This window comes from Vibrio bivalvicida, assembly GCF_001399455.2.
Taxonomy (GTDB): Bacteria; Pseudomonadota; Gammaproteobacteria; order Enterobacterales; family Vibrionaceae; genus Vibrio; species Vibrio bivalvicida.
On record NZ_LLEI02000043.1, the window covers coordinates 103,623 to 116,923 of the forward strand.

Consider the following 13,301-nt stretch of genomic DNA (forward strand, 5'->3'; position numbering starts at 1 on the left):
CTTAGTTCCTCAATATGACTGATATGAGTCTACACTGAGTACTATCCGCCTCTCGATTTATACAGCGGATCTGACCCTGTACAGGAGGCAAAATGGCATCTCAAAATATTCAACATTTCTTCCACCCTGATTCTGGAACCATAAGCTATGTCGTGGCTGATCATGAAACAAAAGAAGCGATTATCATTGATCCTGTTGCTGACTATGATGTGAAAAGTGATGAAATTAGTTATGAGTCGGCGCAAGAGATTATGGCTCATATCCAGAATAATCAACTTCATATTGTCGCGATCTTAGAGACGCACATTCATGCTGATCATTTGTCGGGTTCTTTTTATTTGAGCAAAGAACTCCAAGCACCTATTTACGTCTCAGAAGGGGTTAAAGAGGTCTACGCGCAGTGGAAGGACGAGCTTTGCCTCAGTGAGCTTTATCACTTTGAACATTTCTTATTGGAAAATGAAGAGATGGATTTTGGCAACTCGCATTTAGAGGTGATTGCTACGCCAGGTCACACTCAATCTGACTTAACGTTTAAGATTGGCGATGCATTGTTTGTTGGGGATTCTTTATTTTTTAATGGTACGGGGCGAGCAGACTTTCCTGGTGGCAGCGCAGAGAAGATGTTTGAGTCTATACGTAAGCTTTATGAGTTAAAGGACAGTACAGAAGTGTACCTTTGTCATGATTACCCTGATCAAGAAGAGAACCTACATTTTAGAACCACGATAGGCGAAGAAAAGCATGACAACATCCTAGTTGACGAGAATACCTCGTGTGATCAATTCGTAGAGAAAAGGGAAGGACGAGATCATCAACTGGCGCCACCAAAGCTCATCAAACCTGCATTAGAGTTTAATTTAACTGCTCATCACACATAGATTGAGAAGTATGGCTAGTCAATATGGCACCGTAACCTACGGTGCCATATTCGTTAAGTTAAAGTTGGCTACTAATCTTATCTATTTCCTCACGCCAATCTTGCTGCAGGTTGGGCTTTTGATGCTTGGGTTTACGCACTAGATCTTCTGCAAGTAAAGTCTCTAGCTCTATCAAACGCTCCAATAATTGCTCTTCGCCAATTGGCTTTCTATCTAAGGGGTTCAATTCCTGTTGATTATCTGATGCTTGAACAGCCAACGCGGTGTGAGGATGTTCGGCTATCTGTTGATAGACCTCTTCAGCGCTCAGGTACTCAATTAATGTTCCATTATTAATTAGCCAGAAACGATTGCAGCTTTGCTCAATGAGGCTACGGTCGTGGCTGACAACGAGAGCCGCACCATTAAACTCATTCAAAGTCGCAATCAGTTCTTCTTTTCCTTCCATATCCAAGTGGTTGGTTGGCTCATCAAGAAACAACAGATGGTACTTCGCTAAGGTTAATCCAATAAACAATAAGCGTGCTCGTTCACCGCCACTGAGTGACGCCACATCTTGGCTATGCCGCGCATACTCGAAGCCTGCACCAATCAGCGAACGCTTAGCTATTTCACTACTCACTGATGAAAAGGACTGTAAGGCGTCGCTTAGGGTATTAGAGTCTTTCAGTTGCTTAAGAGACTGGTCGTAGTAACCTAAGCGACACCTGTCATGGAAAGTGACAGCCTGTGAACTCAATGGGTTTATCTCAGCAAGATAGCATTGGTAAAGTTGGTTAAGCAGGGTCGATTTACCACAGCCATTACTTCCTAAAATCGCTATCCTGTCACCACTTTTTACGCGCATTTCTACCATTTCAAATAGATGAAAATGGCTATCAGGTGGTGTAACGCCAAACTCGCTGGTTTCAAGCAGTCGATTGGCAGGCAGAGCTTCACCTTGCAATATCAGCTGCCAAGGTGTGCCTTCTGTCAACTCCGTTTGAGCTTCCTCTAAGCGTTCTTTTCTCGCGAACATGGTTTTTGCTTTACGGGCGAGATCTTCGTTGTCATAAACCTTGCCCCAGGTTGCGAGTCGTTTAGCACTTTTTTCAATGCGGTCTATTTCTTTTTGCTCGTTGGCATGTCGGGCTTGGTCTTGCTGATCTTTCTCAAACAGTGCGGCTCTTGCTAGAGAGCAAGGTAGGGCAAAATGATGAAGAGATTGATCTCGCATGACCCAAGTCGTATTTGTCACTCGATCCAGCAAAGTTTGGTCGTGTGAAACCAACACAAAAGAGCCTTTCCAATTGGAAAGAAATTGCTCTAGCCACAGCAACGAAGGTAAGTCCAAGTGGTTACTTGGCTCATCGAGCAGTAGTAGGTCTGGCTGATTGATAATGGCTCTCGCGATGAGTAATCGCATCTGCTGACCGCCACTGCAATTGGCGACAGGCATATCTTGCTCAGAGTCAGAAAAACCAAGCTCGGCTAGCACCAACTCTGCGCGCCAGTCGTCATCCATGCTTAACATTTCCGCTAAGGCTTCACGGATGCTTTGACTATAAAGGTGCTCTGGAATATGTTGCTCTACATAGCTCATAAGGCAATGAGTTGCTTTGGCTATGTGACCTTCAGTTGGTTCGTATTGACCATTGAGTAGCTTTAATAGCGAGCTTTTGCCACAGCCGTTATGACCGATGAGGCCAATTTTATCACCACGATTAAGGGTGAAGGAAAGTGCTTTAAACAGAGGGTTTAAGGTGTAAGAAAGAGTCAGTGATTGTGCAGTTAAATAAGTACTCATAATTTTCTCAAGAATTTAGGGCGCAAAAGGCCGTTGTCTGTGCTGACAATAATTCTTCGAGCTTGAGGGAAAGTACTCGGGGACGTTACTCGTCTATAGTTGATATTTCGCTCAAGTCGAGATTATCGCAGCGCGATATCTAAAACTCTTGAGCGAGCCTTCATGCCATAAAAGCGTGGGTTGATTGAACACCACAAAGACATAAATTCCTCCTTAAGTTAGTTGTAAAAGTGTTGCCACTTTTGGTTATTCAGTGATGAGTATTCTAGCGGCATTGTCACCAATGTACAGAAAACTATCAGTGTTCAAGATAGCTTCGTGATAGCAATCATAGGCTTATACTTTTGGCTTACGCCTCGTCTCTCAACCCTAAATTTATAAATTTGGGAGGATTTACATCATGTTGCTGTTGATAAAATCACCAAATACACATACTAGACAAGGAGTCTCCAGTGAATCAACGTCAGTTACAACAGCAAGAGTTTGACCTAAGTGAACGCAACCTAATTGTCGGTTGCGCTAAGCAATGCCCTATCGGTCCCGAGTTACTGGCAGCTACCACTGCTGACTCTGATTACGTTGTTGGCACCTTCCAAAGTGGACTCACCGCAGAAGTCTTTCGAGTTCGATTTGATGGCAAGGATTACACCCTTAAGAAAAAGAGGCCAGAGGCGAAAGTGAAAAACCTCGACGGCCAGTATTCCTTCCTTAACGAAGTCCAGCGCCGTTTTGATATTCAGCAGCAAAAAGATAATACAAAAACTTCACAGGATTTCGAGTGCATAGTGTCTACGATTTATGCTGATTATCGCTTAGGCATTATTCTGTCTGACTGGATTGAAGGGGAGCCCGTTAAACAGGTAACGAGTTCAATGCTCTCGCAGTTGTTTTCCACTTTATCAGCGTGCGAAAAGATCGGTCTGTTTGAATGGGATTTATGCGCAGGCAATTTGCTTGTTGATGAGCAGCATAAATTATGGCTGTTCGATTTTGGCTACATGTACTCGTTCAATCCACTTAAAGAACTCAACAGCAATGGACTAGAAGCCCCAATGTTTAATTTCTGTGAGCGATTCGAGACTCGCTTCTTGTCGGGTTGGTTGTTAGAGAATGATTTCTCTTACAACGAGTCTATTGAGATTTTTAGAAATGTTAAGTACGAAGCGCTCAATACTCTGATAAAACAGATAAGTTGGCTGAGAAACAACAGTGCAGATCTAGGTGTTCTCACGGAGAAAGAGAATCTCGCTAAACGCTACCAGCAAGCATTGGAGAATGACCAGGAGCTCGACTCTTTGTTCCAAGTAGAAATGTTTCGCTCGCATGTACTCGATATTGAGGATGATCTTGATGGTCAAAGTTGTACACCGACTACTATTAAGCGGGTAATGACAGTGCTTTCTATGCTCAATGAAGCCTATTCAGAGTTGGTTGAGCGGGGGGCCATTTTTTACCAGAATGAAGGTAAATCTAAACTAGAGCTCATCGATACTTATCGGAAAAAACTTAGCCTTGTTCAACAGTATCAAATTAAATAGGTTTAAATGCGTCACGCCATTTGGCCACGAGACTATATGATGGCACTAATACATGTTCTTCAGTTGGTAACGATCAATTATAGAGGTTGAAGCTACAATGGATAATACGTTGCAAGTTGGTCTCAAAAACATCAGAAAATGTGTTCCCGAGTGGAGGGAAGTTGAAAGGCTGTTCCAATCTATGTGGCCAGACTTGGTGCTCGATGAACATTATCGTGATGACGTTAATCTTCCTCCAGTAATTGTCGCGATGGAGGATGAGGAACTTATTGGTGGTTTGGCTTTCTCTCGATATCAAGAGCCGAATGGCACAGAACAAGTTATCTGGATAAATGCCGTGTTTATAGCTCCTAAGTGGCGCGGTAAAGGGATAGCCCGCCAACTTATCAATCGTGCTGTCGAGCAAGTCTCAGCGAAAGAGCAAGCGTATCTATATGCAAACACCAACGTATCGCCTCTTTACATTTCGATAGGTTGGTTTGTTGTAGACATTGAATGCAAACCACATCATCACGTTATGGCGATACCTTTAGCCAATTAATTTGCTCAGCAGAGGTAGTTTCAACCAAAGAGGTCACATGATCAACACTTATATACTTTTTCAGCGCTATCTGACTCAGTTAAGGCAGATGGTTGTAAAAGTACCGTCTGAAGTATTTGATACTTCATTGGCAGAGGGTATGTTTTCATTGGAAATGCACGCCAAAATAGCGGCTAACTTTACTTTGCGCGGTTGCTGCCCTTTGCTTGGTGTTGAAACGGTTTCTTTGTTTCGTGAAGAGAGTGGCAAGCTGCCAGTCATAGAGCAAATAGATGCGACGTTAAGCTATCTTAGTGGTGTTGAGGGTAGAGCAAGCTATGATGACACTAAGATTTTAAGGGACAAGGCGGGATTTTCTGAGGTTGAGCTTCCTGAGTCGGAGTTTATCCACGTTTATATTGTGCCCAACATTTTATTTCATATGAGCATGGTTTATGCGATAGCAAAAACGCATGATGTCCCTTTAAGTAAGGGAGATTTTGATGGGCTCCACTCTTACCCTGAAGGTTTTAGTTTTGTGAAATAGCGTCAAATCCCTTTACTACTTAGCGCGTTGCATCTCTATCAAGCCGCCAGCGTTATGTAACTTGGTAAAGCCTTTCGCTTTTAGGTACTGATAGGCCTTCCCTGAACGATTGCCACTACGACAATACAGTACTATCTGAGTCTCTTTAGCGATATCGGCAAAGTGAATGTTTAACGCTGAGAGCGGATAGTTTACGGCTTGTGGCAAATGTCCGCCTGCGAACTCTTGTGGCGTTCTTACATCAACAATCACTGCACCTTGTTCTATCCATTGCCAGCCTATCTCTGCTCGCTCAGAGGCGAAAGCTGGAAGGCTTAGCGCAGCCATTAACGTAAAAAGTAGTGTTAGGCGCTTCATGGCGATTCCCTTTTGCTTTGATTAACTCAGCATATCTGATTCGTCTTTTTTCGCCGCGAGATAAGTCACAATCCCTGGCTGGCTTTTTTATGTCTGATTCTTTATAGCCAATCCGTCTTAACCAGAATGATAAAAGCTATTACAAGCGCTTGATTACCCACTACACTCTTCTAGCTAAAAGGGATACTCATGCATACTATTTCACTACTCGTCGTCGCGCTAATCGCCTTCGCCGCCAACTCATTCTTTTGTCGCCTAGCGTTGGCGAATCACGCTATTGATCCGGGTTCTTTCACTTGGCTACGATTGGTCTCCGGAGCGGTAACACTGCTGCTTATTCAAAGTTGGCGTGGTCAAATGAGCTATTGCTTCTTTACTGATAAACACAGCTGGTGGTCAGGCATCTCTCTTTTTGGTTATGCAGTTTGCTTTTCGTATGCTTACACCCAGCTCAGTACGGGGACCGGCGCTTTGATTCTGTTTGGTATGGTGCAGCTGACTTTAGTGGCGTTTCACGTTCTTTCTGGAAATCGCTTAAGTGCGAAAGAGATGCTGGGTATCGGGGTGGCTCTATCTGGATTTACTGTTTTGATGCTACCGTCGGCTGAGACTCCGAGTTTGAGTGCCGCTGCTTTAATGCTTGTTTCTGGCATCTGTTGGGGCATTTTTACCCTGTTAGGGCGCCAAAATAGCGTTGCTTCAGTGTCTATTACTCAAGGTTTTATGCTCGCAAGTGTGCTTGCTTTTGCTGTCAGCCCACTACTGGTCTCAATAGAGACTATCACAGCTGATGGTGTTGTATGGGCGTTACTGTCGGGTGTCTTTGCTTCTGGGTTTGGCTACATCTTATGGTACCAAGTTGTCAAGCATATCTCAGTCCTCCAGGCGTCTGTCTCTCAGTTAGCGGTGCCCGTTATAGCCTTTGCCGCGGGAAGTATAGGATTAGGTGAGCCGATAACGCTGATCGCTGCTATCTCATCATTGCTAGTTTTGGGTGGGATTGCCCTTATCTTCACTGCAGGAGCAAAGAATTAGCCCGCTAACAGCTCTCGTCCGATCAAATCGACTAGCTCTAAGATATGGATTTGAGATTCGCGATGATACGGAGAAATGCCATCAACCTGTTCTTCCAAATCAAGGTTGATACCCGCTATGCCCGCCAATGTTGAGCCCAAATGACTGATCGCAAAAACCTTTAGTCCTTTGCGCTTTGCATTGTGGGCCATATCGACCACAGCTTGAGTCTCTCCTGATTTACTTATTAGGATGACTGTTCCTGACTCTGCCCGAGCCAGTTGATGAATATCGGTAATCACTAGGTGAGGAATGTTTGCGAGGGAAAGAAAGCGTGACAGGTATGAAACACTAACGATGGAAGCGCCGCGAGAATATAAATACACCACGGGTGAGTTAGTTAGTGATTTGGCAACTTTATCGATTCGCTGAGCTTGGTCATCTCCCTGAGTTGTTGGGGAGACATCTTTATTCAGGTCGTCGGCGAGCTTATATCTGAGCTCGGTGTAGCTCGCATAGCCCATCTTTTTGCACACCCGATTTACCGATGTTGTTGTAGTCAAGGCCTTATTGGCTATCGTCTTGGCCGAAACTGAATCTAGCTCTTTGGCGTGACTGATCAGGTACTCATATATGACTCGTTCGATCCCTTTAAAGGTATTCATCGCTTACACTTACCTAACAAAGACGTAATGACAGAATGGTTATTATTAGGCGTTAAAATACGGGAAATTACCTTGATAGTTATCACAAAAGTATCGTCATACATGGGTAGTACGAGGAAACTGTACCTTGGTACATCATCGATAAATATACTTGCCGCAGTTGATAAGTATAACGGTGAACAACCATGAGTAAGAAAAAACTCGTTGCAGTGACCGCTTGCCCTACTGGCATTGCACACACCTTTATGGCGGCTAAAAAAATCAAAGCCTGGGCTGAAAAGCAGGGTTATGAAGTAAAAGTCGAAACGCAGGGAAGTGATGGTGTCAAAAATAAACTCACTGCTCATGATATTGCAACCGCAGACGGCGTTGTGCTGGCGGTTGATGTACCAATCATGGATATGGAACGTTTCGACAACACCAATCCACTTCAGGTTCGTACTCAAGAGCTGATCAAGCGCGTAGATGATTTGCTGCCAACAGTATTTTTGCGCGGCAAAGAGAAATCAGATGCAGATGTAGAAGTGCATGATGAAAAGCGCTCTGCTTACCAAGTCGCTATCGGCCATATTATGACGGGTATCAGCTACATGCTGCCAGTCGTGGTTCTTGGTGGCCTGCTGATGGCGGTGGCGAAAATCACTGGTGAGTTCATCGATATCTCAGGTACACCTATCCAAACTCTAGATAAACTTGGTTTCATGACCATCAAGTTTATGTATCCAATCTTTGCGGGTTACCTAGCGTATTCGATTGCTGGTAAACCTGCGCTGATCCCTGCCTTTATCGGTGGGTTAATGACTGATGAGCCTTACAAGCGTTTCTTTGATTTAGAAGGCTGGGCGCCATCAGGCTTCTTCGGCGCAATTGCGATTGGTTTCCTCGTTGGTTATCTGGTTCGCTACCTTAATGATGTGATTAAGGTCAAAACCGAACTGACCACGCTTAAGACCATGCTGCTTGTTCCTGCAGTGACGGGAGTCGTCATGGTGCTGACCATGGAATATGCGATTAACCCATTCTTCGGAGCGTTGAATTTGGCGATGATCGACCTGTTTACTCAAGCTGGAGATGCAGGTCGAGGTGTCTACTCAATGGTCATAGCAGCTGGTACAGCCTTTGATTTGGGCGGACCAATCAACAAAGCCGCAGGTTCGGTCGCACTTGGCTTAAATGGCATGGGAGAAGGTTTTGACTTGATTGCTCGTGAGTTGGGTATTGTTATTCCACCAATTGGCGTGGGTATCGCGGCGCTGCTGGATGGCAAGTTCCGCAAACCAGTTTTCTCAAGTGAAGAGCGCACGGTCGGTAAAACTTCTCTGATGCTGGGCCTAATCGGAATCTCAGAAGGTGCGATTCCATTCATTCTGAAAAATCCGAAGATGATTCCAATCATGATTCTGGGTTCAATTATCGGTACGCAACTGGCTGTCGTTCTCAACGTATGGCAAAGCCTACCACTACCAGCCGTTTGGGGATGGTTCCTATCTTCTGACCCAATCAGCTACACCATTTCTGTTATCGCGGGTTCTATGTTTATTGCAATCGCTCTACTGCTGTGCACTAAACCAGACCACGCAAAAGCCTAAACACGTCTAGCGGGGAGGTTCGCCTCCCCAAACTATCAAGAATTTATCGAGAGTTTCCCCATGGCAAAAGTACATGTCATTCCTCACACTCACTGGGATCGTGAGTGGTATTTTACTCAGCAAGACAGTGACGTTCTGGCAACTTATAACTTCACCAAAGTGATTGAGACTTTGGAGAATCAACCAAGCTACAGCTGCTACCACCTAGATGGTCAATCTGCGATTGTTGAAGATTACCTGAAAGTGCTGCCGTACATGCGTGAGCGTATGGCTAAATTGGTGAGCGATAAAAAACTGTTTATCGGCCCTTGGTACACTCAGACTGATACCTACAATGTGGCAGGCGAATCGATTATCCGCAACTTGAAATACGGAATGCATATCGCGGAAGAGCTAGGCCATAGTATGAAGGTCGGTTACCTGCCGGATACTTTTGGCCACAACGCGCAAATGCCAACACTGTTCAAGGGAATGGGGATCGATAACATCGTATTTTGGCGTGGTATTGATTACGACCAACACGTAGAAAAATCGCACTTCTTCTGGAAGTCGCAAGGTGGAGATTCAATCTACGCTTACAATCTAGTTCATGGTTACGGCGCGGCGAAAAACATCGTTCCAGATGCAGAGCACCTAGACAAAAAAATCTTCCCGATGATTGACAAGATTAAGTCGCTGTCAGGTCTCGATGAAGTGCTGATCCCATCAGGTGGCGATCAGGTCAACATTGACCCGAACCTACCGGAAACTTTGCAAGCAGCCAGCGAACGTTCGCCTGCAGGAGACGTCTACACCATCTCATCGATGGAACACTTTGTTGATTTTCTTCGCCGCAACAGCAATGAATTTGAGACTTACCAAGGTGAATTCAAAGCGCCGCGATACACCCGTATCCATAAGACCATTGGCTCTGTTCGCTACGACATTAAAAAACTCAACTTCGAGATTGAGCAGTTCTTACTCAAGAAACTTGAAGTCGTGATTGCGATTGCCAAGGCGCAAGGCATCACAGTTCACACTGAGCTGGTGGACATGGCTTGGAAGAAGATCCTTGAATGTCACGCGCATGACAGCATGGGCGGGTGCAATAGCGATGCCACTAACGCAGACATTATGCACCGTCTAAAGCAAGCTGAAGAAATCTGTCACGGCTTATATAACCTCGTCGTGAAAGAGATCGGCAGCAGCGCATGTGACGACAATGAAGTGATGATCTTTAACGGCCAAATCACACCATTTAACGGTGTTGCTAAAATCATCGCTTTCTCTAAGCATCCGTCTATTGCTCTGTCTGATGGTAAAATTCTGCTTGCGACCGAAATTCTAGCGCGCGAAACCTTAGATGGTGGCAAGGTCATTGAAGTGACCAAAGATGGTGAGAAAGAAGTCGCTGTGCCGCCTTACTACCGATTTGAGCTGAACGTGAAGGTGTCCAACCTAGCTGCTATGGGTTACCAAGTTTTCCAAGTGGTTGAGTCAGACTCAGCCATGCTTACACAGAACAGTGACGTTCAAATGATTGAAAACTCAGCGTTAACTGTCTCGCTGAAAGATGGTGAACTTAGCTTAGCCAACAAGGTGACAGGTCGCATGATCGAGCAACTATTGCGCTTTGAAGAGCAAGCAGATGATGGTGACTCTTACGATTTCTCACCTTTAGAAGGGGACGCGCCACGTTTCCTCAATGAGTTTACTTGGTTATCTAGCCAAGTAGGTGAGACTGAGCAGACAATGACGCTGCTGGCAACAATGCCAGTGCCTTCAGATTTAGAGTCGCGTCAAGAAGGCAATGAGCTGATTCAAGCCAGTTTTGAAATTACACTGACACTAGATGCCAACGACGAGCAGCTAAAAGTGGCCATTGACACTGTAAATCAGGCGTGTGACCACCGCGTTCGTGTACTGATTAACTCCGATGTACAAAGCCAGGAATCAGTGGCCACTCAGCCATTCGCTGTGATGACGCGTCCAATTGCCCCGAGTGTTGAAGGCTGGCAAGCGCGCTTCCGTGAGTGTCCGGTTGATATTGAAACCACAGATGGTGCGATTGCGATTGAGCAAGCAGGTAAAGCGGTGGTGATTAATGGTCGCGGCCTGAAAGAGTTCCAAGTTTTGCCAGGTGAACAGAGTGATGTGATTGCGCTAACGCTGTTTAAAGCAACGGGCAAGCTAGGTAAAGATGATCTGTTGTGGCGCCCGGGGCGTGCTTCCGGCATCAACAATACTGTTGTGTATACGCCAGATGCTCAGCTGCAAAAATCGATGAGCTTTGCTTTCTCGATTGCCATGCCGACTGATGCCAGCCATCAAGTGCTGCGAGCCTTAGAAAGCCAATATCTAGACATGCCATTTAGCTATCAGAAGCAGTCACTCAACAGCTTTGAAAACCGTCTCGAACGCTTCCAAGTTCGCTTTGATGCGCGTTCAGCGGTTAAGTCATTCAGTCTATTTGAAGTCAATCAGCCATTGACGCTTTCAAGCATTGGTCACTCCTTCTATCAAGATAATGCCGTTATTGTGCGCCTGTTTAATGCGACAGAGGAGGTTCAGAAGCTTGATACCACAGCATTTGCCCATTTTGCTCAGGTGGAGCGTGTGAACTACCGTGAACAGAGTGTGGAACAAGAGTGGTCAGTCAAACCGAACAATTCCATCGACCTGCGAATTGGCTTTAGAATCTAGTGGAGTAGAGCACAATGAACGAGAAAATTTATCAAAAAGTCGCTTTGCTCTATGGTGATGAGCAAGCTGATACTATTAGCCAAGATATTCTTGCTCTAGTTGAGAAATGGCAAGGCAAAGCACCGCAGTACGCCAACTGGGTCGATGAGACCACATCTTATCTCATCACTTACGGCGACAGTGTCCAAGAGCAAGGTCAACCAACCTTAGCGACGATGAAAACCTTTGCTGATAAGTACCTGAATGGCGCATTGAGCAACATTCATATCTTGCCAATGTTCCCATACACCTCAGACGATGGTTTTAGTGTGGTTGATTATCGCAAAGTTGATCCTAACTTAGGCGACTGGAGCGAGCTTAACGCATTAGCTGAAAATTTCGACTTGATGTATGACTGCGTGATTAATCACATCTCTAAAAGCAGTGACTGGTTTCAGCGCTTTTTAGCGGGTGATGAAGCTTATCAAGATTACTTTATTGAGTCTGACCCAAGCCTGGATTATTCGAGTGTGACGCGCCCCCGCGCCTTATCGCTCCTAACACCGTTTACCAAGGCTTCGGGTGAGACAACTCATGTGTGGACCACCTTCTCAGAAGACCAGATCGACATTAACTTTCAAAGCCCACAAGTCCTGCTCGAAAGCATTGATATTTTGCTGATGTACGCGGCAAATGGTGGTCGCTCAGTTCGCTTAGATGCAATTGGTTTTATCTGGAAAGTGCTGAACTCGACCTGTATTCACTTAGAGCAGGCTCACGAGATCATTAAGTTGTGGCGCATAGTGCTCGACGAGGTGATGCCGGGCTCTCTGTTGATCACCGAAACCAATGTGCCGCACAAAGAGAACATCTCTTACTTTGGTCAAGGCGATGAAGCGCACATGGTGTATCAGTTCCCACTGCCACCATTAACCTTGCACGCATTCTTAAGCCAAGATAGCCAAGTATTAACAACTTGGGCCAAAGGTTTAACGGCAGAGGCGATGGAGTCTCTCAATTCGGGACGCAAGACAACCTACTTTAACTTTCTTGCTAGCCATGATGGGATTGGCGTGCGACCAACAGAAGGCATTTTGAGCGATGAAGACCGTCAGATGATGTGTCAGCAAGTTGAACGCAAAGGTGGACGAGTTAATTACAAGAATAACGGTGACGGTACTAAATCGCCTTACGAACTGAATATCAACTACCTGAGTGCGGTGACGGAGCTTAATGATAGTGACGAGTTAAAAGCGAGCAAGTTCCTAGCCGCGCAATCTATTTTGCTCTCGTTTATCGGTGTGCCTGCGGTTTACTATCACAGCTTACTTGGCAGTGAAAATGATGTACAAGGCATGCTGGATTCGGGCATTAATCGTCGTATCAACCGTGAGAAGTTTGACTTTGCTCAGCTAGAAACTGAGCTGGCCCAAGAGGGCTCTTTACGTCAACGTGTTTACACTGAAATGACTCGTCTTCTCCAACTGCGTAAAGAGCAAAAAGCGTTCTCACCTAGCTCATCTCAGCAAGTGCTAGAGCTAGGTCATGGACTGTTTGGACTTAAACGCGGTGAAGGTGAAAGTGCGATTCAATTTGTGGTCAACCTATCGCAACAAGCAGCGGAAGTGTCGCTAGCAACAGGTGGTTTGGATCTGATTTCACAGCGCGAGTTTGACGCGCAATTTACACTTAAACCATATCAATTTGTCTGGCTGACTCAGCCGCAAGCGAAGTAGTAGGAGT

At 45.4% G+C, this 13,301-nt stretch carries 11 protein-coding genes; 8 read left to right on the forward strand and 3 right to left on the reverse strand.

Translation table 11 applies throughout. The features are described 5' to 3' along the window. The first annotated feature begins 92 nt into the window (after positions 1–92). A complete protein-coding gene (locus tag APB76_RS14870) occupies positions 93–881 on the forward strand; it encodes an MBL fold metallo-hydrolase (protein ID WP_054961756.1) in 789 nt (262 codons plus the stop codon). Positions 882–939: 58 nt separating this feature from the next. On the opposite strand, the gene APB76_RS14875 is transcribed toward APB76_RS14870, so the two are convergent. Beyond that, positions 940–2,667: an ABC-F family ATP-binding cassette domain-containing protein gene (locus tag APB76_RS14875; protein ID WP_054961757.1), complete on the reverse strand. Its 1,728-nt coding sequence runs from the start codon at positions 2,665–2,667 to the stop codon at positions 940–942. 452 nt (positions 2,668–3,119) lie between these two features. Here APB76_RS14875 and APB76_RS14880 point away from each other — a divergent pair, with 452 nt between their 5' ends. The 3 genes from APB76_RS14880 (at position 3,120) to APB76_RS14890 (ending at position 5,272) form a co-directional block, all read left to right on the forward strand. Continuing rightward, positions 3,120–4,205, forward strand: coding sequence for an AarF/UbiB family protein (locus APB76_RS14880; RefSeq protein ID WP_054961758.1), 1,086 nt, complete (start codon positions 3,120–3,122; stop codon positions 4,203–4,205). A gap of 97 nt (positions 4,206–4,302) precedes the next feature. Beyond that, complete coding sequence (locus APB76_RS14885) at positions 4,303–4,746, forward strand: GNAT family N-acetyltransferase (RefSeq protein WP_082880303.1); 444 nt, start codon at positions 4,303–4,305, stop codon at positions 4,744–4,746. 37 nt (positions 4,747–4,783) lie between these two features. Continuing rightward, positions 4,784–5,272: a DUF1993 family protein gene (locus APB76_RS14890; protein ID WP_054961759.1), complete on the forward strand. Its 489-nt coding sequence runs from the start codon at positions 4,784–4,786 to the stop codon at positions 5,270–5,272. 15 nt (positions 5,273–5,287) lie between these two features. Here APB76_RS14890 and APB76_RS14895 read toward each other — a convergent pair whose 3' ends face one another. Continuing rightward, positions 5,288–5,629 carry a rhodanese-like domain-containing protein gene (locus tag APB76_RS14895; RefSeq protein WP_049845772.1) on the reverse strand — a complete coding sequence of 114 codons (342 nt, stop codon included), beginning with the start codon at positions 5,627–5,629 and terminating at the stop codon, positions 5,288–5,290. Positions 5,630–5,818: 189 nt separating this feature from the next. On the opposite strand from APB76_RS14895, the gene APB76_RS14900 reads away from it, so the two are divergent. Beyond that, positions 5,819–6,664 (forward strand): DMT family transporter, encoded by an 846-nt coding sequence (locus tag APB76_RS14900; RefSeq protein ID WP_054961760.1) that lies wholly within the window; start codon positions 5,819–5,821, stop codon positions 6,662–6,664. On the opposite strand, the gene APB76_RS14905 is transcribed toward APB76_RS14900, so the two are convergent. Further along, positions 6,661–7,308, reverse strand: coding sequence for a MurR/RpiR family transcriptional regulator (locus APB76_RS14905; protein WP_049845770.1), 648 nt, complete (start codon positions 7,306–7,308; stop codon positions 6,661–6,663). The genes APB76_RS14900 and APB76_RS14905 overlap by 4 nt on opposite strands. 185 nt (positions 7,309–7,493) lie before the next feature. On the opposite strand from APB76_RS14905, the gene APB76_RS14910 reads away from it, so the two are divergent. Genes APB76_RS14910 through APB76_RS14920 form a run of 3 tightly spaced genes read left to right on the forward strand, consistent with a single transcriptional unit; the run spans position 7,494 to position 13,294 of the window. Next, positions 7,494–8,897 (forward strand): PTS fructose transporter subunit IIC, encoded by a 1,404-nt coding sequence (locus tag APB76_RS14910; protein WP_049845769.1) that lies wholly within the window; start codon positions 7,494–7,496, stop codon positions 8,895–8,897. 60 nt (positions 8,898–8,957) lie between these two features. Beyond that, positions 8,958–11,579: a glycoside hydrolase family 38 N-terminal domain-containing protein gene (locus tag APB76_RS14915; RefSeq protein WP_054961761.1), complete on the forward strand. Its 2,622-nt coding sequence runs from the start codon at positions 8,958–8,960 to the stop codon at positions 11,577–11,579. A gap of 14 nt (positions 11,580–11,593) precedes the next feature. Next, positions 11,594–13,294 (forward strand): alpha-amylase family glycosyl hydrolase, encoded by a 1,701-nt coding sequence (locus APB76_RS14920; protein WP_054961762.1) that lies wholly within the window; start codon positions 11,594–11,596, stop codon positions 13,292–13,294. The last annotated feature ends 7 nt before the right edge of the window (positions 13,295–13,301 follow it).

Bases quoted from the DNA above. Each gene is read 5' to 3' on its own strand.
- APB76_RS14885 (WP_082880303.1), top strand. From the start codon at position 4,303: ATGGATAATACGTTGCAAGTTGGTCTCAAAAACATCAGAAAATGTGTT.
- APB76_RS14910 (WP_049845769.1), top strand. From the start codon at position 7,494: ATGAGTAAGAAAAAACTCGTTGCAGTGACCGCTTGCCCTACTGGCATT.
- APB76_RS14900 (WP_054961760.1), top strand. From the start codon at position 5,819: ATGCATACTATTTCACTACTCGTCGTCGCGCTAATCGCCTTCGCCGCC.
- APB76_RS14915 (WP_054961761.1), top strand. From the start codon at position 8,958: ATGGCAAAAGTACATGTCATTCCTCACACTCACTGGGATCGTGAGTGG.
- APB76_RS14870 (WP_054961756.1), top strand. From the start codon at position 93: ATGGCATCTCAAAATATTCAACATTTCTTCCACCCTGATTCTGGAACC.
- APB76_RS14875 (WP_054961757.1), bottom strand. From the start codon at position 2,667: ATGAGTACTTATTTAACTGCACAATCACTGACTCTTTCTTACACCTTA.
- APB76_RS14920 (WP_054961762.1), top strand. From the start codon at position 11,594: ATGAACGAGAAAATTTATCAAAAAGTCGCTTTGCTCTATGGTGATGAG.
- APB76_RS14905 (WP_049845770.1), bottom strand. From the start codon at position 7,308: ATGAATACCTTTAAAGGGATCGAACGAGTCATATATGAGTACCTGATC.
- APB76_RS14895 (WP_049845772.1), bottom strand. From the start codon at position 5,629: ATGAAGCGCCTAACACTACTTTTTACGTTAATGGCTGCGCTAAGCCTT.
- APB76_RS14890 (WP_054961759.1), top strand. From the start codon at position 4,784: ATGATCAACACTTATATACTTTTTCAGCGCTATCTGACTCAGTTAAGG.